Annotated in this window: 14 protein-coding genes; 7 read left to right on the forward strand and 7 right to left on the reverse strand. The window is 74.7% G+C overall.

Annotated features, from left to right (window positions below; all coding sequences use genetic code 11):
• Nucleotides 1-103 precede the first annotated feature (103 nt).
• On the forward strand, nucleotides 104-2,404 hold the full coding sequence (locus tag DQ237_RS03560) for a helicase (protein ID WP_113797100.1): 2,301 nt from the start codon (nucleotides 104-106) through the stop codon (nucleotides 2,402-2,404).
• Here DQ237_RS03560 and DQ237_RS03565 read toward each other — a convergent pair whose 3' ends face one another.
• From DQ237_RS03565 to DQ237_RS03580, 4 genes are read right to left on the reverse strand one after another with little or no spacing between them, the layout of a single operon-like run.
• The gene (locus tag DQ237_RS03565) at nucleotides 2,405-2,746 is read right to left on the reverse strand and encodes a hypothetical protein (RefSeq protein ID WP_113797102.1); all 342 of its coding nucleotides are present in this window, start codon (nucleotides 2,744-2,746) and stop codon (nucleotides 2,405-2,407) included.
• Nucleotides 2,747-2,762: 16 nt separating this feature from the next.
• Nucleotides 2,763-3,992, reverse strand: coding sequence for a cytochrome P450 (locus DQ237_RS03570; protein WP_113797104.1), 1,230 nt, complete (start codon nucleotides 3,990-3,992; stop codon nucleotides 2,763-2,765).
• 40 nt (nucleotides 3,993-4,032) lie between these two features.
• Entirely contained in the window at nucleotides 4,033-5,640 is a 1,608-nt protein-coding gene (locus tag DQ237_RS03575; protein ID WP_113797106.1) for an SIR2 family protein, read from the reverse strand.
• 53 nt (nucleotides 5,641-5,693) lie between these two features.
• Nucleotides 5,694-6,350 carry a hypothetical protein gene (locus DQ237_RS03580; RefSeq protein WP_113797108.1) on the reverse strand — a complete coding sequence of 219 codons (657 nt, stop codon included), beginning with the start codon at nucleotides 6,348-6,350 and terminating at the stop codon, nucleotides 5,694-5,696.
• Nucleotides 6,351-6,464: 114 nt separating this feature from the next.
• Between DQ237_RS03580 and DQ237_RS03585 the strand changes: the two genes are divergently transcribed.
• Nucleotides 6,465-7,301 (forward strand): DUF1206 domain-containing protein, encoded by an 837-nt coding sequence (locus DQ237_RS03585; protein ID WP_113797110.1) that lies wholly within the window; start codon nucleotides 6,465-6,467, stop codon nucleotides 7,299-7,301.
• Nucleotides 7,302-7,305: 4 nt separating this feature from the next.
• Here DQ237_RS03585 and fabG read toward each other — a convergent pair whose 3' ends face one another.
• The 3 genes from fabG to DQ237_RS03600 all read right to left on the reverse strand — a co-directional run bounded on the left by fabG (nucleotide 7,306) and on the right by DQ237_RS03600 (nucleotide 9,809).
• Complete coding sequence (gene fabG / locus DQ237_RS03590; protein WP_113797112.1) at nucleotides 7,306-8,058, reverse strand: 3-oxoacyl-ACP reductase FabG; 753 nt, start codon at nucleotides 8,056-8,058, stop codon at nucleotides 7,306-7,308.
• Entirely contained in the window at nucleotides 8,055-9,272 is a 1,218-nt protein-coding gene (locus DQ237_RS03595) for an acetyl-CoA C-acetyltransferase (protein WP_113797114.1), read from the reverse strand. The genes fabG and DQ237_RS03595 overlap by 4 nt, the downstream gene beginning before the upstream one ends.
• Nucleotides 9,273-9,401: 129 nt before the next feature.
• Nucleotides 9,402-9,809, reverse strand: a complete 408-nt coding sequence (locus DQ237_RS03600; protein WP_113797116.1) for an STAS domain-containing protein — start codon at nucleotides 9,807-9,809, stop codon at nucleotides 9,402-9,404.
• Between the two features lie 236 nt (nucleotides 9,810-10,045).
• On the opposite strand from DQ237_RS03600, the gene DQ237_RS03605 reads away from it, so the two are divergent.
• The 5 genes from DQ237_RS03605 to DQ237_RS03625 all read left to right on the forward strand — a co-directional run bounded on the left by DQ237_RS03605 (nucleotide 10,046) and on the right by DQ237_RS03625 (nucleotide 14,746).
• Nucleotides 10,046-10,369 (forward strand): hypothetical protein, encoded by a 324-nt coding sequence (locus tag DQ237_RS03605; protein WP_113797118.1) that lies wholly within the window; start codon nucleotides 10,046-10,048, stop codon nucleotides 10,367-10,369.
• A 217-nt stretch (nucleotides 10,370-10,586) separates the two neighbouring features.
• The gene (locus DQ237_RS03610; RefSeq protein ID WP_113797120.1) at nucleotides 10,587-10,955 is read left to right on the forward strand and encodes a hypothetical protein; all 369 of its coding nucleotides are present in this window, start codon (nucleotides 10,587-10,589) and stop codon (nucleotides 10,953-10,955) included.
• A 104-nt stretch (nucleotides 10,956-11,059) separates the two neighbouring features.
• Nucleotides 11,060-11,500, forward strand: coding sequence for an ATP-binding protein (locus DQ237_RS03615; protein ID WP_147251732.1), 441 nt, complete (start codon nucleotides 11,060-11,062; stop codon nucleotides 11,498-11,500).
• A 55-nt stretch (nucleotides 11,501-11,555) separates the two neighbouring features.
• Nucleotides 11,556-13,109: an aldehyde dehydrogenase family protein gene (locus DQ237_RS03620; protein ID WP_113797124.1), complete on the forward strand. Its 1,554-nt coding sequence runs from the start codon at nucleotides 11,556-11,558 to the stop codon at nucleotides 13,107-13,109.
• Complete coding sequence (locus DQ237_RS03625; protein WP_113797125.1) at nucleotides 13,106-14,746, forward strand: GMC family oxidoreductase; 1,641 nt, start codon at nucleotides 13,106-13,108, stop codon at nucleotides 14,744-14,746. The genes DQ237_RS03620 and DQ237_RS03625 overlap by 4 nt, the downstream gene beginning before the upstream one ends.
• Nucleotides 14,747-14,767 lie beyond the last annotated feature (21 nt).

The raw sequence follows: 14,767 nt of genomic DNA on the forward strand, positions 1-14,767 counted from the left end.
GCTGGGCACGGTCGGGAAGATCGGCGCAAGATGGACGGTCGCGCCCCAGGCGCGCAGTGCGTGCTCCACCCGGGACCCAGGAAAGCGATGGCCGTTGTCGACAGTGCGAGACCCGGACGGACCCGACCCAGAGCTCGCCACCGAGCAGCGGTACGTCGGTGATCTCTACCGCCGGCTGGACGAGGTCCGAGCCCGCACGGTGACCCGGCTCGCCGACGCGCTGGCGCTCGTCCCGCACAACCCGCAGGCCGTCGGTGAGCGGGAGGCCGCCGTCGAGCTGCACTCCCAGCGGATCGTCGCCCTCGACGCCGCCGACCACGGCCTGTGCTTCGGTCGCCTCGACCGGCACGAGAGCGACGTCCCCCGCTACATCGGCCGGATCGGCCTGAACGCCGAGGACGGCCGCGAGGAGCCGCTGCTGGTCGACTGGCGGGCGCCCGCCGCCCAGCCCTTCTACACCGCGACCCCGTTGCACGACCTCGGCATCCGGCGCCGACGCCACCTGAAGACCCGCGGCCGCACCGTCGTGCAGGTCACCGACGAGACCCTCGACCTCTCCGACCCCGACCTCGCGCAGCGCTCCGGTCTCGCCGGGGAGTCGGTGCTGCTCGCCGCGCTCAACGCCACCCGCACCGGCCGGATGAGCGACATCGTGCGCACCATCCAGGCCGAGCAGGACCGGATCATCCGCGCCGACTCCCGCGGCGTGCTCGTCGTCCAGGGCGGCCCGGGCACCGGCAAGACCGCCGTCGCCCTGCACCGTGCGGCCTACCTGCTCTACACCCACCGCGAGCGGCTGGCCCGCAGCGGCCTGCTCATCGTCGGCCCCTCCCCCACCTTCCTGAGCTACATCGCCGACGTGCTGCCCTCGCTCGGCGAGACCGGCGTCGTCCTCACCGACCTCGGCGGGCTGCGGCCGGGCCTGGAGGCGCACGCCCCCGAGGCCCCGAAGGTCGCAGAGCTCAAGGGCCGGCTCGACATGGTCCGCGTCGTCACCGCCGCCGTCCGCGACCGTCAGGCGGTGCTCGACAAGCCGGTCACCCTGACCATCGACGGCACGCCGGTGCGCTTCGCCAAGGGCGACGCCGCCAAGGTGCGCAGCCGCGCCCGCGCCGCCTCGCGACTGCACAACGAGGCCCGACCCGCCGCCGTGCGCGCGGTCATCGACCTGGTCGCGCGCAAGTACGCCGACAAGCTCGGCGAGAACGTCCTGGGCGGGGCCAACCTGCTCGGCGAGGGCGACGTCGCCGCGCTGCGCCGGGAGATCGCCGCCGAGCCCGCCGTGCACTCGCTGGCCGACCGGCTCTGGCCCCGGCTCACCGCCGAGCGGCTCGTCGGCGAGCTGTTCTCGAACCGGCGGCGGCTGGAGTCGGCCACCCGCGGCTGGTCCGACGCCGACCGCGAGCTGCTGCTCCGCCCGCCGAACGCCCCCTGGACGCCGGCCGACGTCCCGCTGCTGGAGGAGGCCGACGAGCTGCTCGGCGTCGACGACTCCGCCGAGCGGAACCGCGAGCGCCGCGAGCGGCAACGCCGGCTGCGGCACGCGCAGGAGACGCTGGACCTCCTCCACGGCTCGCACTCCACCGACTGGGAGACCGAGGACGAGTCCGAGGAGCTCTCCGCCGGAGACCTGCTCGACGCCGAGGGCCTGGCAGGCCGGCACGAGGAGCGCGACACCCGCTCCACCGCCCAGCGCGCCGCCGCCGACCGCACCTGGACCTACGGGCACGTGATCGTCGACGAGGCGCAAGAGCTCTCCGCGATGGCCTGGCGGGTGCTGCTGCGCCGCATCCCCACCCGGTCGATGACCCTGGTCGGCGACGTCGCGCAGACCGCCACCCTCGCCGGCGCGAGCAGCTGGAAGGAGGTGCTCGAGCCGCACCTGGGCAGCTCGTGGCGCCTGGAGGAGCTGACCGTCAACTACCGGACGCCGGCCGAGATCATGGCCGTCGCCGCCGAGGTGCTGCTCGCGGGCGGCGCCGTCACCGCTCCCTCGGAGTCGGTGCGCTCGACCGGCGAGCTGCCGTGGTCGTGGCAGGTGCCCGAGGCGAACCTGACCTCGGCGATCGCCGAGGCCGCCGCCGAGCTGGATCCCGAGGAGGGCACCCTCGCCGTGATCGTGCCGTTCAGCCGGCTGCAGGAGGTCACCGCCGTCGTGCGGGCGATCGTGCCGAGCGCCTCGGCCGACGGCGACCTCACCACCGGCGCGGTGGTGCTGACCCCCGAGGGGAGCAAGGGCCTGGAGTTCGACTCCGTCCTGGTCGGCGACCCGGCCGGGATCATCGAGGAGGGGGTGCGCGGCCACAACGACCTCTACGTGGCGCTGACCCGCGCCACCCAGCGGCTCGGCGTCATCCACTCCGGCGAGCTGCCGCCGGAGCTCAAGGGCCTCGACCCGCGCTGATCAGCGCCGGCGGTGCGCCTCCCGCAGCGGCCGTCGCTCGAGGAGTACCTCGACGTCGCGGCCCAGCTCGTGCTGCACGTCGTGGGCGAGGGCGAGCAGCTCCTGTCGCTGCTGCTCCCGCAGGACCCGTTCCTCTTCGGTCTCCAGGGGGTCGTCGCGGATCCAGACGGCCGAGAGCCTCTCCCTGGCATCCCGCCACGCCTCGAGCCGCGCGACCAGCTCCGCGGAGAGGCCCAGCTCGGCCGGGTCGAGCAGGTCGATGCCGAGCACGCCGGGCGAGCGGTCCGCGACGATCGACGGGTAGCCGTAGTCCCACTCCAGCGAGATCACGGTCGGGCGCATGCGGCCAGCATCGCAGTCATGCGGTGCCACGCACCTGCAGGACGACGCCGCTCGCGGGCTTGGCCGGGATGCGGTGCAGCGCGATGTCGAGGTCCTGCTCGGGCACCTCGACCCGCAGTCTCGCCAGCCGCACGGCCAGTGCGCCCAGCAGCGCGACGGTGATCTGCTCGCCCGGGCAGCGGTGGTTGGTGCGCGGGTCGCCGCCGCCCTGCGGGACCAGCTCGAACTCGCCGATCTCCCGGTCCACGAAGCGCTCCGGGCGGAACGCGTACGGGGTGTCCCAGAGCGCCGGGTCGTGGTTCTGCCCGTAGAGGTCCAGCAGCACCATCGCGTTCTCCGGGATCGACTCGCCGTCGAACTCCAGCCGCTGCGGCGCCCGGCCGCCGATGAACGGCGCGAACGGGTAGAACCGGCGCACCTCGTGCGCCCACGCCTCGGCGAACGCCGGGTCGCCGCTCGCCAGCCGCACGCGGTTCTCGGGCCAGCGGATCAGCGCGTGCCCCGAGAACGCCATGAACCAGGCGACCGCCGTGGTCGGCCGGATGATGTTGAGCAGCTCCACCGCGGCCACCCGTGGCGACAGGCGCTCCCCGTCGGCGTCCCGGTGGTGGGCGACGACGTCGACCGCCGATCCCTCGGCCACCCGGGTGGCGCCGCTGCGCACGTCGGAGACCAGCCGCGCCAGCCACCGCTCGCGGCGACGCCGGGCGAGCCGTGCCCGCAGGTGCCGCGGCCCCCCGGAGGCGAAGCCGTCGATCATCGAAACCAGGTCACGGGCGAGGTCGGGTACCTCGTCGTCGCTCACCGGGACGCCGGTCCAGCGGGTCACCGAGCCGGCCAGCACCCGGCTCGCCTCGTCGAACAGCACGATCTCGGGACGGCGCGTCCACTCCGGCACCGCGGCGTCCCAGGCGGCGGTCGTGAGGCGGACCAGCGACTCGATGCCCTCCTCCCGCATGAGCAGCGCCACGAACATGGCCTTGCGCACCCGGTGCAGCTCGCCGTCGAGGGTGTGCACCGCGCCCTTGCCGAAGAGGGTGGCCTGCACCGGTTCCGGGAGGGCGTGCGAGCGCCGGACGTGCTGCTCGTCGTAGAGGAACCGCGCGGCGTCCGGGCCCTCGATGCCGACCGCCGGCAGACCGCCCAGCAGCATCCCGACGGCCCGCTTCCCGGACCGGCGGCGCTCGTCGGGCAGCCAGGCGTAGCCCTTGGTCAGCAGCTTCAGGCCGTTCTCCGTGCGAGGCATGCCCGCTGCCCTGCCCAGCCCTCGCGTCGGGCAATCACGCTCAGCCCGGCCGCTGCTCCTGCGGGCGGTCGTCGCGGTCGCGGGTCGCCGTGTCCACCGGCCGGTCGTCCCCCTCACCCGCGGAGCCGCCGTGGCCCAGCCGGCGGAGCAGGCCGGCGACCTCCATCGCCGCCGTGCTCTCCGTGTCGTGCCGGAGCACGTCGGCCACCCCGCACAGCACCTCGGCCAGCGCTCGCTCCTCGTCGTCGAGCATCCCGCGGTAGGCCGGGTCGAGCAGATAGCCGGTGGGCGGGGTCGACAGGCAGCCGATCAGGTCCAGCAGCACCTCGAGCCGGCGAGCGGCCTCCGCCGACGGGGCGCCCGCGGGCGCCATGGACACCGTCTCGACGTCGCGCTCCCACAGCCGGGCCCGGGCCGGGTCCTCCCGCAGCGCCAGCACCGTGCCGGTCCGTCGCGCGGTGCCCGATCCACGCGTCTGCAGCGCGGTGCGCACCTGGTGGGCGATCCGGATCAGGTCGTCGTCGAGCATCGAGGTGCCGACGAACAGCACGTGCCGGGTGAGCAGCAGCGAGTGCAGCACGCCGGCCAGCGCCGCCCCGGTGCTGCCGAACTGCAGGTACTCCTCGCGGGTCAGCACCACGCTCTGCGGATGCGCGGCGTCACCGTGCAGCTTGAGCAGCCAGGGCGCGCCCGGTTCGGCCACGTCGAACGGCAGCACCCGCACCTCGCGCCCGATGTCGGCGGCGGCCAGCTCGACCAGGGGGTCGTAGTTGGTGGTCACGAACTCCTGCACCGGCAGATCGGCGATCAGCGCATGGGCCAGGGCGTAGCTCCCCGGGCCGAACCTCTCCTCGACGAACGCCTCCAGCTCGTCGGCGCCCAGCTCGCGGGCCAGCAGCGCCGCCGAGTCCTGCGCCGGCAACCGCGACAGGCCCTCGCGCAGCGCGTCGTCCAGCCCCGACCGCGCGGCCAGCTCGTCGACCAGCTGCTCCCACGTCGGCAGCCCCGCCGCCGCGCTCACCCCGGCGCCGATGAACAGTGCGAGCTGCCCGCGACGGGCCCGCTCGCCCATGTCCTGCGCGAGCTCGCGCAGGTGGCCGGGCAGGTCCCAGCCGCCGTCCTCGCCCCGCCGGATGCGCTGGGCGGCCGCCAGGTCGCTCGGCCCCCGCAGCACCAGGGCGACGTCGAACCCGTGCTCTCCGGCGGCCTCGCGCAGCACCGGCAGCAGCTGCTGGAGGAGCGCACCCCGCTCCCCCGCCGCACCGCCCCAGCCGGTTCCCAGGGCGGGCAGCCCCACCAGCCGGCGGGCCCGGCCGTGCACCGGGTCGGTCACCTCGCGGCGGGCCACCGCGGCGAGCGCCTCGCGCGCACCGTCGAGCAGCCACGGCAGACCACGGCCGCCGTCGTCCACGGTGTCGACCAGCCAGGTGCGACGCCCGTCGTCCCCGGGGACCTCGAGCACCCGCTCCTCGCCCGACCAGGACAACCCGACGCAGTCGGCGTCGGCCTGCTCCTCGGTGACCAGCCCGGCGGGCAGCAGCGGCCGCCAGCTGCGCGCCACCCGCAGGGACCGGTCCGTGGGCACGAGGACGTCGTCGCACGACAACCGGGTCAGGTCCGCCCCGACGACGAAGACGTGTCCGCTCACGGCGAGCCCATACCCACGGCCCGCCCGCTATGCCCCGCTGGGGAGCGCCGGGCTCAGGAGCCGCAGCCGCCGGCGCCGCAGGCGCAGCCACCGCAGCCCGAGCGCACCGGCGCCGGGTCGGGCTGGGCACCGATCGTGCGCAGGTTCGCCGCACCGATGAGCAGGGGCAGTCCGAGGACCGCGACCCCGAGCGCGGCGACGACGGTGGCGAGCCCCTCGGCCCGGTCCCAGCCCTGCGCCAGCCCGGTGACGACGAGCAGCGCGGTCACCAGCAGCGACCACACCAGCAGCGCCTGACCGCCCCGCCGGGCGGTCCCGCCGCGGGCGAGCAGACCGGCCGAGGCGACCAGCAGCGCCAGCGGGACGCCGACGAGGAGGACCGTGGCGCTCGACGACGCGGAGACCAGCGCCACGACCTGGCCGGCGATCCCTGCCACGACCGCGGCGGTACCCAGCGGGCGCGCCCGGGCGGCCAGCTCCGGCTCGACGACGCCGGCGCCGCGGAGCAGCAGCGCACCCCGGACGGCGAGGAACAGGCCCAGCGCACCGAGCAGGAGGCGGGCGCCGGCGGCCTCCCAGGCGACCGCCACGACGGCGACCGCGATCATCGCGACGCCCAGCGCCGCCCAGCGGGGCCAGGTGCGCCGCGCGACGGCGGGGGTCGCCATCCCCGCGGTGGTCGCGGACAGGATTCCGGTTGCGTTCGCCACGGCTCCAGTGTCCCTCACCCAGGGCGGGGACCGGGGAGGCACCAGGAGCGCGGCCGTGCCACGCTGATCATCTTCTCCCCCGAGACCAGTTCTCCCCCGAGACCAGGAGGCACCATGAGCGTGCGGTCGGCCGGAGGCCTGGCCGGGCGTGCCGGCAACAGCGACGCCCTGGAGCACCTGGCCCGCGTCGGGCTGATCGCCTACGGCGTCGTCCACCTGCTGGTCGCCTGGCTGGCGCTGCAGCTGGCCTGGGGCGGCACGTCCCGGCCCGCCGACCAGTCCGGAGCGCTGTCCACCCTCGCGCAGCAGCCCCTCGGTGCGCCGCTGCTGTGGATCCTGGGGCTCGGCCTGCTCGCACTCGCCCTCTGGCAGGCCGCCGAGGTGCTCCGCTGGCGGCACGGCTGGTCGGCGTCGGGCACGGCGCGCACCAAGGCGCTGCGCAAGACGGGCAAGGCGGTGGTCAAGGCGGCCGTCTACGCCGGGCTGGGGGTGCTGGCGATCCGGTTCGCCACCGGCGGTGGGCAGAACAGCAGCTCCTCCCAGCAGCAGACCGTTGCCGGAGTGTTCGGCTGGCCGGCCGGGCGGTGGCTCGTCGCCGCTGCCGGGCTGGTCCTGGTCGGGGTCGGCGTCTACCACGTCTACAAGGGCGTGACGAAGCGCTTCCTCAAGGAGCTCGACCTCGCCGACTGCCCGCCGGCCGCCGAGCGGCTGGTCACCCGGATCGGCCAGGCCGGCTTCCCGGGCAAGGGGGTGGCACTCGCGCTCGTGGGCGGGCTGCTCGTGTGGTCGGCGGTCACGTTCGACCCCGCCAAGGCCTCCGGTCTCGACGGCGCGCTGCACACGCTGCTGCAGGCACCAGCCGGACGGGTGCTGCTCACCGCGGTGGCGCTCGGGATAGCCGCGTTCGGGGCGTTCTGCCTCGTCCGCGCGCGCTACCCCGAGCGCACCTGAGGCGTCAGTTCCGCGGGCCGCCGGCGACGTAGACGACCTGACCGGAGACGAAGCCCGCGCCCTCGCTCACGAGGAACGACACGGTGTGCGCGATGTCCTCCGGCACCCCGGCGCGTGCGACCGGGATCGCCGCCGCGCGCTTGGCCACGTAGGACTCCCACTCCTCGCCGATCCGCTCGGCGGTGGCCTTGGTCATCTCGGTCTGGATGAAGCCCGGCGCGATCGCGTTCGCGGTCACCCCGAACTTGCCCAGTTCGATGGCGAGGGTCTTGGTGAAGCCCTGCAGCCCCGCCTTCGCCGTCGCGTAGTTGGCCTGGCCGCGGTTGCCCAGCGCCGAGGTCGACGACAGGTTCACGATCCGGCCGAAACCGGCCTCGATCATGTGCTTCTGCGCCGCACGGGTCATGAGGAACGACCCGCGCAGGTGCACGTGCATGACGACGTCCCAGTCGGCGTCGCTCATCTTGAACAGCATGTTGTCCCGGGTGACGCCGGCGTTGTTCACCAGCACCACCGGCGGGCCGAGCTCCGTGGCGATCCGCTGCACGGCGGCCTCCACCTGCTCGCTGTCGCCGACGTCGGCGCCCACGGCCAGACCGCGGCCGCCGGCGGCCTCGATCGCCTCCACGGTGCCGCGGGCGTCGTCCTCCTCCAGGTCGACGACGGCGACGGCGAACCCGTCGGCCGCGAGCCGGAGCGCGGTCGCCGCGCCGATGCCGCGCGCGGCACCGGTCACGATCGCGACGCGGGCGCTCACCGGCCGACCCGCTCGAAGATCGCGGCCAGACCCTGGCCTCCGCCGATGCACATGGTCTCCAGCCCGTAGCGGGCCTCCCGGCGGTCCATCTCCCGCAGCAGCGTGGCGAGGATGCGGCCGCCGGTGGCGCCCACCGGGTGCCCCAGCGAGATGCCGGAGCCGTTGACGTTGGTGCGCTCCCAGTCGGAGTCGGCGAAGCCCCACTCCTGGGCGACGGCGAGCACCTGGCTGGCGAAGGCCTCGTTCAGCTCGATCAGGTCGATGTCGGCGAGCTTCAGGCCGGCGAGGTCGAGCGCCTTGGCCGTGGCCGGGACCGGGCCGATGCCCATGGTCTTCGGCGGCACCCCGCCGACGCCCCAGGAGACCAGGCGGGCCAGCGGGCGCAGGCCCAGCTCGGCGGCCTTCTCCGGGGTCGTGACGATCGCGACGGCGGCGCCGTCGTTCTGGCCGGACGCGTTGCCGGCGGTGACCGTGGCCCCGTCGTCGTCCTTGCCCATGATCGGACGCAGCTTGGCGAGCGTCTCCACGTTCGAGTCGGGGCGGATGTGCTCGTCGCGGTCGACGACGACCTCGCTCTTCCGCTGCTTCACCGTGACCGGGACGATCTCGTCGGCGAACCGGCCGGCCTCGGTGGCCGCGGCCGCGCGCTGGTGGCTGCGCACCGCGTACTCGTCCTGCGCCTCGCGCGAGATCCTGTACTCCCGGCGCAGGTTCTCCGCGGTCTCCAGCATGCCGCCGGGCACCGGGTGGTTCTGGCCGCCGGCGGTGACCCGGCCGCGGGCCAGCCCGTCCTGCAGCAGGACGCCGGGGCCGGCCTTCACGCCCCAGCGCATGGCCGTCGAGTAGAAGGGCGCGTTGCTCATCGACTCCGCGCCACCGGCCAGGACGACGTCGGACGTCCCGGACTGCACCTGCATGGCCGCGTAGAGGACGGCCTGCAGACCCGAGCCGCAGCGGCGGTCGATCTGCAGGCCGGACGCCGTCACCGGCAGGCCCGCGTCGAGCGCGGCCACGCGGCCGATGGCCGGGGCGTCCATCGTCGGGTAGCAGTGGCCCAGCAGCACGTCGTCGACCGACTCCGGCGGCAGACCCGAACGCTCCATCAGCGCCCGGATCACCGTGGCGGCGAGCTCCTGGACGGGGACGTCGCGCAGCGAGCCCCCGAACCCGCCGACCGGCGTCCGCAGGGGCTCGCAGATGACCGCATCCCGCACGGTGGTCCTCCTCGTAAGTCCGCCTTCGGCCCCGGACGGGCCGGACTGCGGACCCGAGTCTGCCCCGCGCCGGGGAACGGCGCGCGCAGTGGTCCCCCGCACGGGGAGACCCGACCTCGGGGCGGCGGCTCAGGAGGCGAGCGGCTCCACGCGCTGGCCACCGAGCAGGTCCCAGAGCCCGGTGATCTGCATGGGGCGGATGACCGCGCGGGTCGCGGCCAGCACCCGGAGCCGGACCTGGTCGGCCGCCGCGCGGCGGTGCAGGAGAGCGAGGACCTGCAGGCCGGCGGAGTCGAGGAAGGTCACCGCGGTCAGGTCGAGGGTGAGATCGCGGGCACCGTCGTCGAGCAGCTGCTCGACGAGGGCACGTACCTGGGGGGCGGTGGTGCAGTCGACCTCACCGGTCGCGGCCAGGGAGGGCATCGCGGTGGCGCCGGTCAGCGTGAGCGTGACCAGCCCGAGATCGATCGTCTCGGTGGTGGGGACGGCAGTGGTGGGGACGGTGGTGGTGGGTCGGTCGAGCGACGAAGCGGTCACGGGCGTGGCCCCTCTCGGGCGGATGCCGGACCAGCGAGAGCCTGCGGGGCGCGAACGACACGACGACCAGCACTGGCAGAACACGGCTGCTGTTGAACCGTTCCCCTGACCGTAGGGACCGCGGGGGTGGAAAGCAAGGGAGGCAGGGGCCGGATCCGGGCGGGAACACCGCAGGTGGGACGGGTGTTACGGGCGCCTGCCCGCGATCGCGGTGACCGGAGGCGGATACTGGGCGCGTGACCCAGCCCAGCCCCGCCCCCGGCCGGTTCTCCCCGCGGCTGGTGATGGGCCTCGTACTGGGCCTCGTCGTCGCGGGCGGAGTCTTCTTCGTGCTGGACCCGATCCTGGCGGCCTTCGTGGCGATCGTCGTCGTGGTCGGGCTGGGGATGACGGTCGCGGCACGCGACTGGGAGCGCCACGAGACCTTCGAGGAGCGGGAGCTGGCCCGCGCCCGGCGACGGCAGGAGAAGTGGGACCGGAACGCCGACGCGCGCGCCAGGGACCGCGCGCGCTGGGAGGCCCACCAGGCGCGCAAGGCCGCCCGGGACGGGTCCGCGTAACACCGGTCTGCGTAAAACCGGTCGACGTGCGTCTGCGGCGCCCCTACCGTCGTCGCCATGCGGTACTCCGTGCGGATGCGCACCTCCTGAGCCGACGTGCCGCGGGCCGGTTCCTCCGCCCGCCGTCCGCGCCCCGACCACCGGGCGCCCGCTCCCTCGCGTCCCTGTGGGGCTCCTCGCCCGCCGACGCCTCGTACCCACCGCACGGAGGTGCCCCGTGTCACGCCCTGCCCCGATCCTCCCCGCCGCCGCCGACGCGAGGAGCTCGCTCCCGGAGACCGACGCGGTCGCGTTCGACCGGCTCGTGCACGCGCTGCTGGCCTCGCCCTCGGCGCCGCTCGGCCCGCTGCTGCGCTCCTGTCTGCCCGGCACGGCCGGCGTCCGCTGGCTCCACCGGGAGGAGCTCTCGCCCACTGCCCGCCCGACGGCGCTGACCGCCGACCAGTGGCTGTCCCTGTTCTCCACCTGGACAGCGGTCCAGCCCGCTCCGGAGGGCCGCGCGCGCGGTGGCCGGTCGAGGGGTGGCCGGCCCTCCACCCACGGCCACGCCCCGGGCGCCACCGCGATCCCGCGCTGGGGCCAGTAGGCCGGGCACCCCGACGGGTGAGTCGAGGGTTCACCTCCCCGCCGAACGGGCAGGGGTGGCCCAGGACCGGCGAGCAGTGCCGGCACGCGGAGAGGCAGGTCGTGGTGGCGCTCTGGCAGTGCGCGCGTCCTGCGCACGCGTTCACCGAGGTCTGGTGCCAGGAGCTGCACACGCTGGGGCAGCTCGCCGCCCTCCGCGCGCGGCTCCGCGCCTCCATGACCGGCAGCCCCACCGTCCGTGACCCGGAGCAGGACCACTGGTCGGAGCGGCTGGTGCTCATCGCCGACGAGCTCACCTCGAACGCCCTCCGGCACGGCGGCGCGCCGGTCGCCGCCGTGCTGGGCCGGCACGACTCCCAGTGGCTGATCGCCGTCCGCGACTCCGCCGCCGACGTCGCGCCCACCCCCGCCCAGGGGCGGGACCCCGGGCTGGGCGGCTTCGGTCTCTACCTCGTCGCCGACCTCTCCGTGGCCCACGGCTGGTTCACCGAGCCCGGCGCCAAGACCGCGTGGGCCGTGGTCGACGGCGAGCGGCCGCCCGGCTGACCCCGACCGGGCGACCCCTGGCCCGGCGCCTGTGTGGCGCGGGTAACGTGCAGCCATGTCGCTCGCCGAGCAGTTGGACGCCGTCGACGCCGGGACCGCAGGGACCGTCGACCGCCACCGCACCACCGAGACCTTCGAGTCGACCTCCCCCGCCAGCGGCGCGGTGGTCGGCGTGTTCCCGATCCACGACGCGGCCGCGGTCGAGGAGACCGTGGCGCGGGCCCGCACGGCCGCCGAGCAGTGGGCGGCGCTGGGCTTCGACGGGCGCAAGCAGCGCCTCTCGGCCTACCGCGGCTACCTCGCGCGGCGGATGCACGAGCTGGCCGACCTGGTGCACCGGGAGAACGGCAAGCCGCACGCCGACGCGATCCTCGAGATCACGCTGGCCGTCGACCACCTCGCGTGGGCCGCCGGGCACGCCCGCAAGACCCTCGGTCCCCGCACGGTGCCCACCGGCCTGCTCGCGGCGAACCACACCGCGTACCTGGAGTACCAGCCGCTCGGCGTCGTCGGCGTCATCGGCCCGTGGAACTACCCGGTGTTCACGCCGATGGGCTCGATCGCCTACGCCCTCGCCGCGGGCAACGCCGTCGTCTTCAAGCCGTCGGAGTACACCCCGGCCGTCGGGGCATGGCTGGCCGCCGCCTGGCGGGCCGCCGTGCCCGACTGCGCCGACGCGTTCCAGCTGGTCACCGGCTACGGCGAGACCGGCGCTGCCCTGTGCCGCGCGCACGTGGGCAAGATCGCCTTCACCGGCTCGGCCGCCACCGGCAAGAAGGTCATGGCCACCTGCGCCGAGACCCTCACCCCCGTGCTCATGGAGCTCGGCGGCAAGGACGCGATGATCGTCGACGACGACGCCGACGTGGTCGCCGCCGCCGACGCCGCCGTCTGGGGAGCCATGAGCAACGGTGGGCAGACCTGCATCGGCATCGAGCGGGTCTACGCCACCGAGGCCGTGTACGACCGGTTCGTCGCCGAGGTCACCAACCAGGTGCGCAACCTGCGCCCGGGTGCCGACGGCGAGGCCACCTACGGCCCGATGACCATGCCTTCGCAGATCGACATCGTGAAGCGGCACGTCGCCGACGCCACCGCCGCCGGCGCGCAGGTCATCACCGGCGGCACCGACCCCGACGCCTTCCCGGCCGAGGGCTACGTGGCCCCCACCGTGCTGCTCGACGTCCCCGAGGACTCCTCCGCGGTGACCGAGGAGACGTTCGGCCCGACGATCACCATCACCAAGGTGCGCGACGCGGAGGACGCCCTCGCGCGGACCAACGCGACGACCTACGGCCTGGCCGGATCGGTGTTCTCGAAGTCCCGGGCCAAGGGCATGGACCTCGCCCGCCGGATGAAGAGCGGCATGACGTCGGTGAACTCGGTGCTGACCTTCGCCTCGGTGCCCGCCCTGCCCTTCGGCGGCGTCGGCGACTCCGGCTTCGGCCGCATCCACGGCGAGGACGGGCTCAAGGAGTTCACCCGCGCCAAGGCCATCACGCGGCAGAAGTACGCGCTGCCGGTCAACCTCATGAGCTTCGCCCGGCCCGCCTCGGCCGCCGACGCGCTCGCCCGCGTCATGGGCATGGTCCACGGGCGGCACCGGTGAGCGGCGCGCAGAACTCGGCGAAGCAGGGTTCCGTGGAGGAGTACGACGTCGTCGTCGTCGGTGCCGGTTCGGCCGGCAGCGCGGTCGCCGGGCGGCTCACCGAGGACCCGTCGCTGCGGGTGCTCGTGCTCGAGGCCGGCGGCGCGGACAGGCCGCTCGAGGTGCAGATCCCGGCGGCTCTCTACAAGGTGTGGCGAACCCGGCACGACTGGAACTACACCACCGACGAGCAGCCCGGCCTGGGCGGCCGCAAGCTCTTCTGGCCGCGCGGCAAGCTGCTGGGCGGGTCCTCGTCGATCAACGCGATGATCTACATCCGCGGCGCCCGCGCCGACTACGACGAGTGGGCCGAGCTGACCGGGGACCCGTCCTGGTCCTACGACCAGGTCCTCCCCCTGTTCAAGCGCATGGAGGACAACGCACGCGGCGCCGACGAGTACCACGGCGTCGGCGGCCCGCTGCGGGTCGAGGACCTGCGCAGCCCGCACCCGTGGACGACGGCGGTCGTCGAGTCGGCGGTGGCCGCCGGTTACCCGCGCAACACCGACTTCAACGGCGCCACGCAGGAGGGTGTCGGCCAGTACCAGGTGACGCAGCGACGCGGCCGCCGGTGGTCGGCCGCCGACGCCTACCTGCACCCGGCCGCCGGGCGGCCCAACCTGACGGTGAAGACCGGGGCGCTGACCACCCGCGTCCTCGTCGAGAACGGGCGCGCGACCGGGGTCGAGTACCGCGCCGGGGGCTCGCTGCACACCGTGCGGGCCACGCGCGAGGTCGTCCTCTCCGGGGGCGCGGTGAACTCCCCGCAGCTGCTCATGCTCTCGGGCATCGGCCCCGCCGACCACCTGCGCGAGGTCGGCGTCGACGTCGTCCAGGACCTCCCCGGCGTCGGCGGCGGTCTGCAGGACCACCCGCTGGTCCCGGTGATCTGGAACGTCCGCTCCGGCAAGTCCCTGCGGCTGGCCGAGACGCCGCTCAACATGGCGATGTGGAAGGCAGCCGGCCGCGGGCCGCTCACCTCCAACCTCGCCGAGGCCGGCCTGTTCACCACGTCGGACCCGTCGCTGGCGGAGCCGGACCTGCAGATGCACTTCCTGCCGGTCAAGTTCTGGAAGCAGGCCGAGATCGACCCCGACGCCGAGGCGTTCACCTCCGCGGTGGTGCTGGTGCACGTGCACTCGCGTGGCTCGGTGCGGCTCCGCTCGGCCGACCCCACCTGGGCACCCGCGATCGACGCCGGCTACCTCACCGACGACCGCGACCTCGACGCGCTGATCTCGGGCGTGGAGCAGGCGCGGCAGATCGCCTCCGCCGCCCCGCTGTCCGGCATCCTCGCCGACGAGTGGTCCCCGGGCAGCAGCGCGAGCGGCCGTGGGGCACTGCGCGAGAAGGTCCGCGACACCCTCGAGTCGCTGTACCACCCGGTGAGCTCCTGCCGGATGGGCACCGACGAGCAGGCGGTGGTCGACTCCCAGCTGCGGGTGCGCGGCATCGAGGGCCTGCGGGTCGTCGACGCCTCGGTGATGCCGACGCTCGTCCGCGGCAACACCAACGCCCCGACGATCATGATCGCCGAGCGGGCCGCCGACCTGATCCTCGGGCGCGCCTCCGCGGCGCAGCTGGCCGCCGCCCGCTGACCCCGCCCCCTCGGCACTGTG

Origin of the sequence: Blastococcus sp. TF02-8, from assembly GCF_003319175.1 — a bacterium.
Lineage (GTDB): Bacteria > Actinomycetota > Actinomycetes > Mycobacteriales > Geodermatophilaceae > Blastococcus.

Bases quoted from the DNA above. Each gene is read 5' to 3' on its own strand.
- DQ237_RS03585 (WP_113797110.1), top strand. From the start codon at position 6,465: ATGAGCGTGCGGTCGGCCGGAGGCCTGGCCGGGCGTGCCGGCAACAGC.
- DQ237_RS03570 (WP_113797104.1), bottom strand. From the start codon at position 3,992: ATGCCTCGCACGGAGAACGGCCTGAAGCTGCTGACCAAGGGCTACGCC.
- DQ237_RS03565 (WP_113797102.1), bottom strand. From the start codon at position 2,746: ATGCGCCCGACCGTGATCTCGCTGGAGTGGGACTACGGCTACCCGTCG.
- DQ237_RS03620 (WP_113797124.1), top strand. From the start codon at position 11,556: ATGTCGCTCGCCGAGCAGTTGGACGCCGTCGACGCCGGGACCGCAGGG.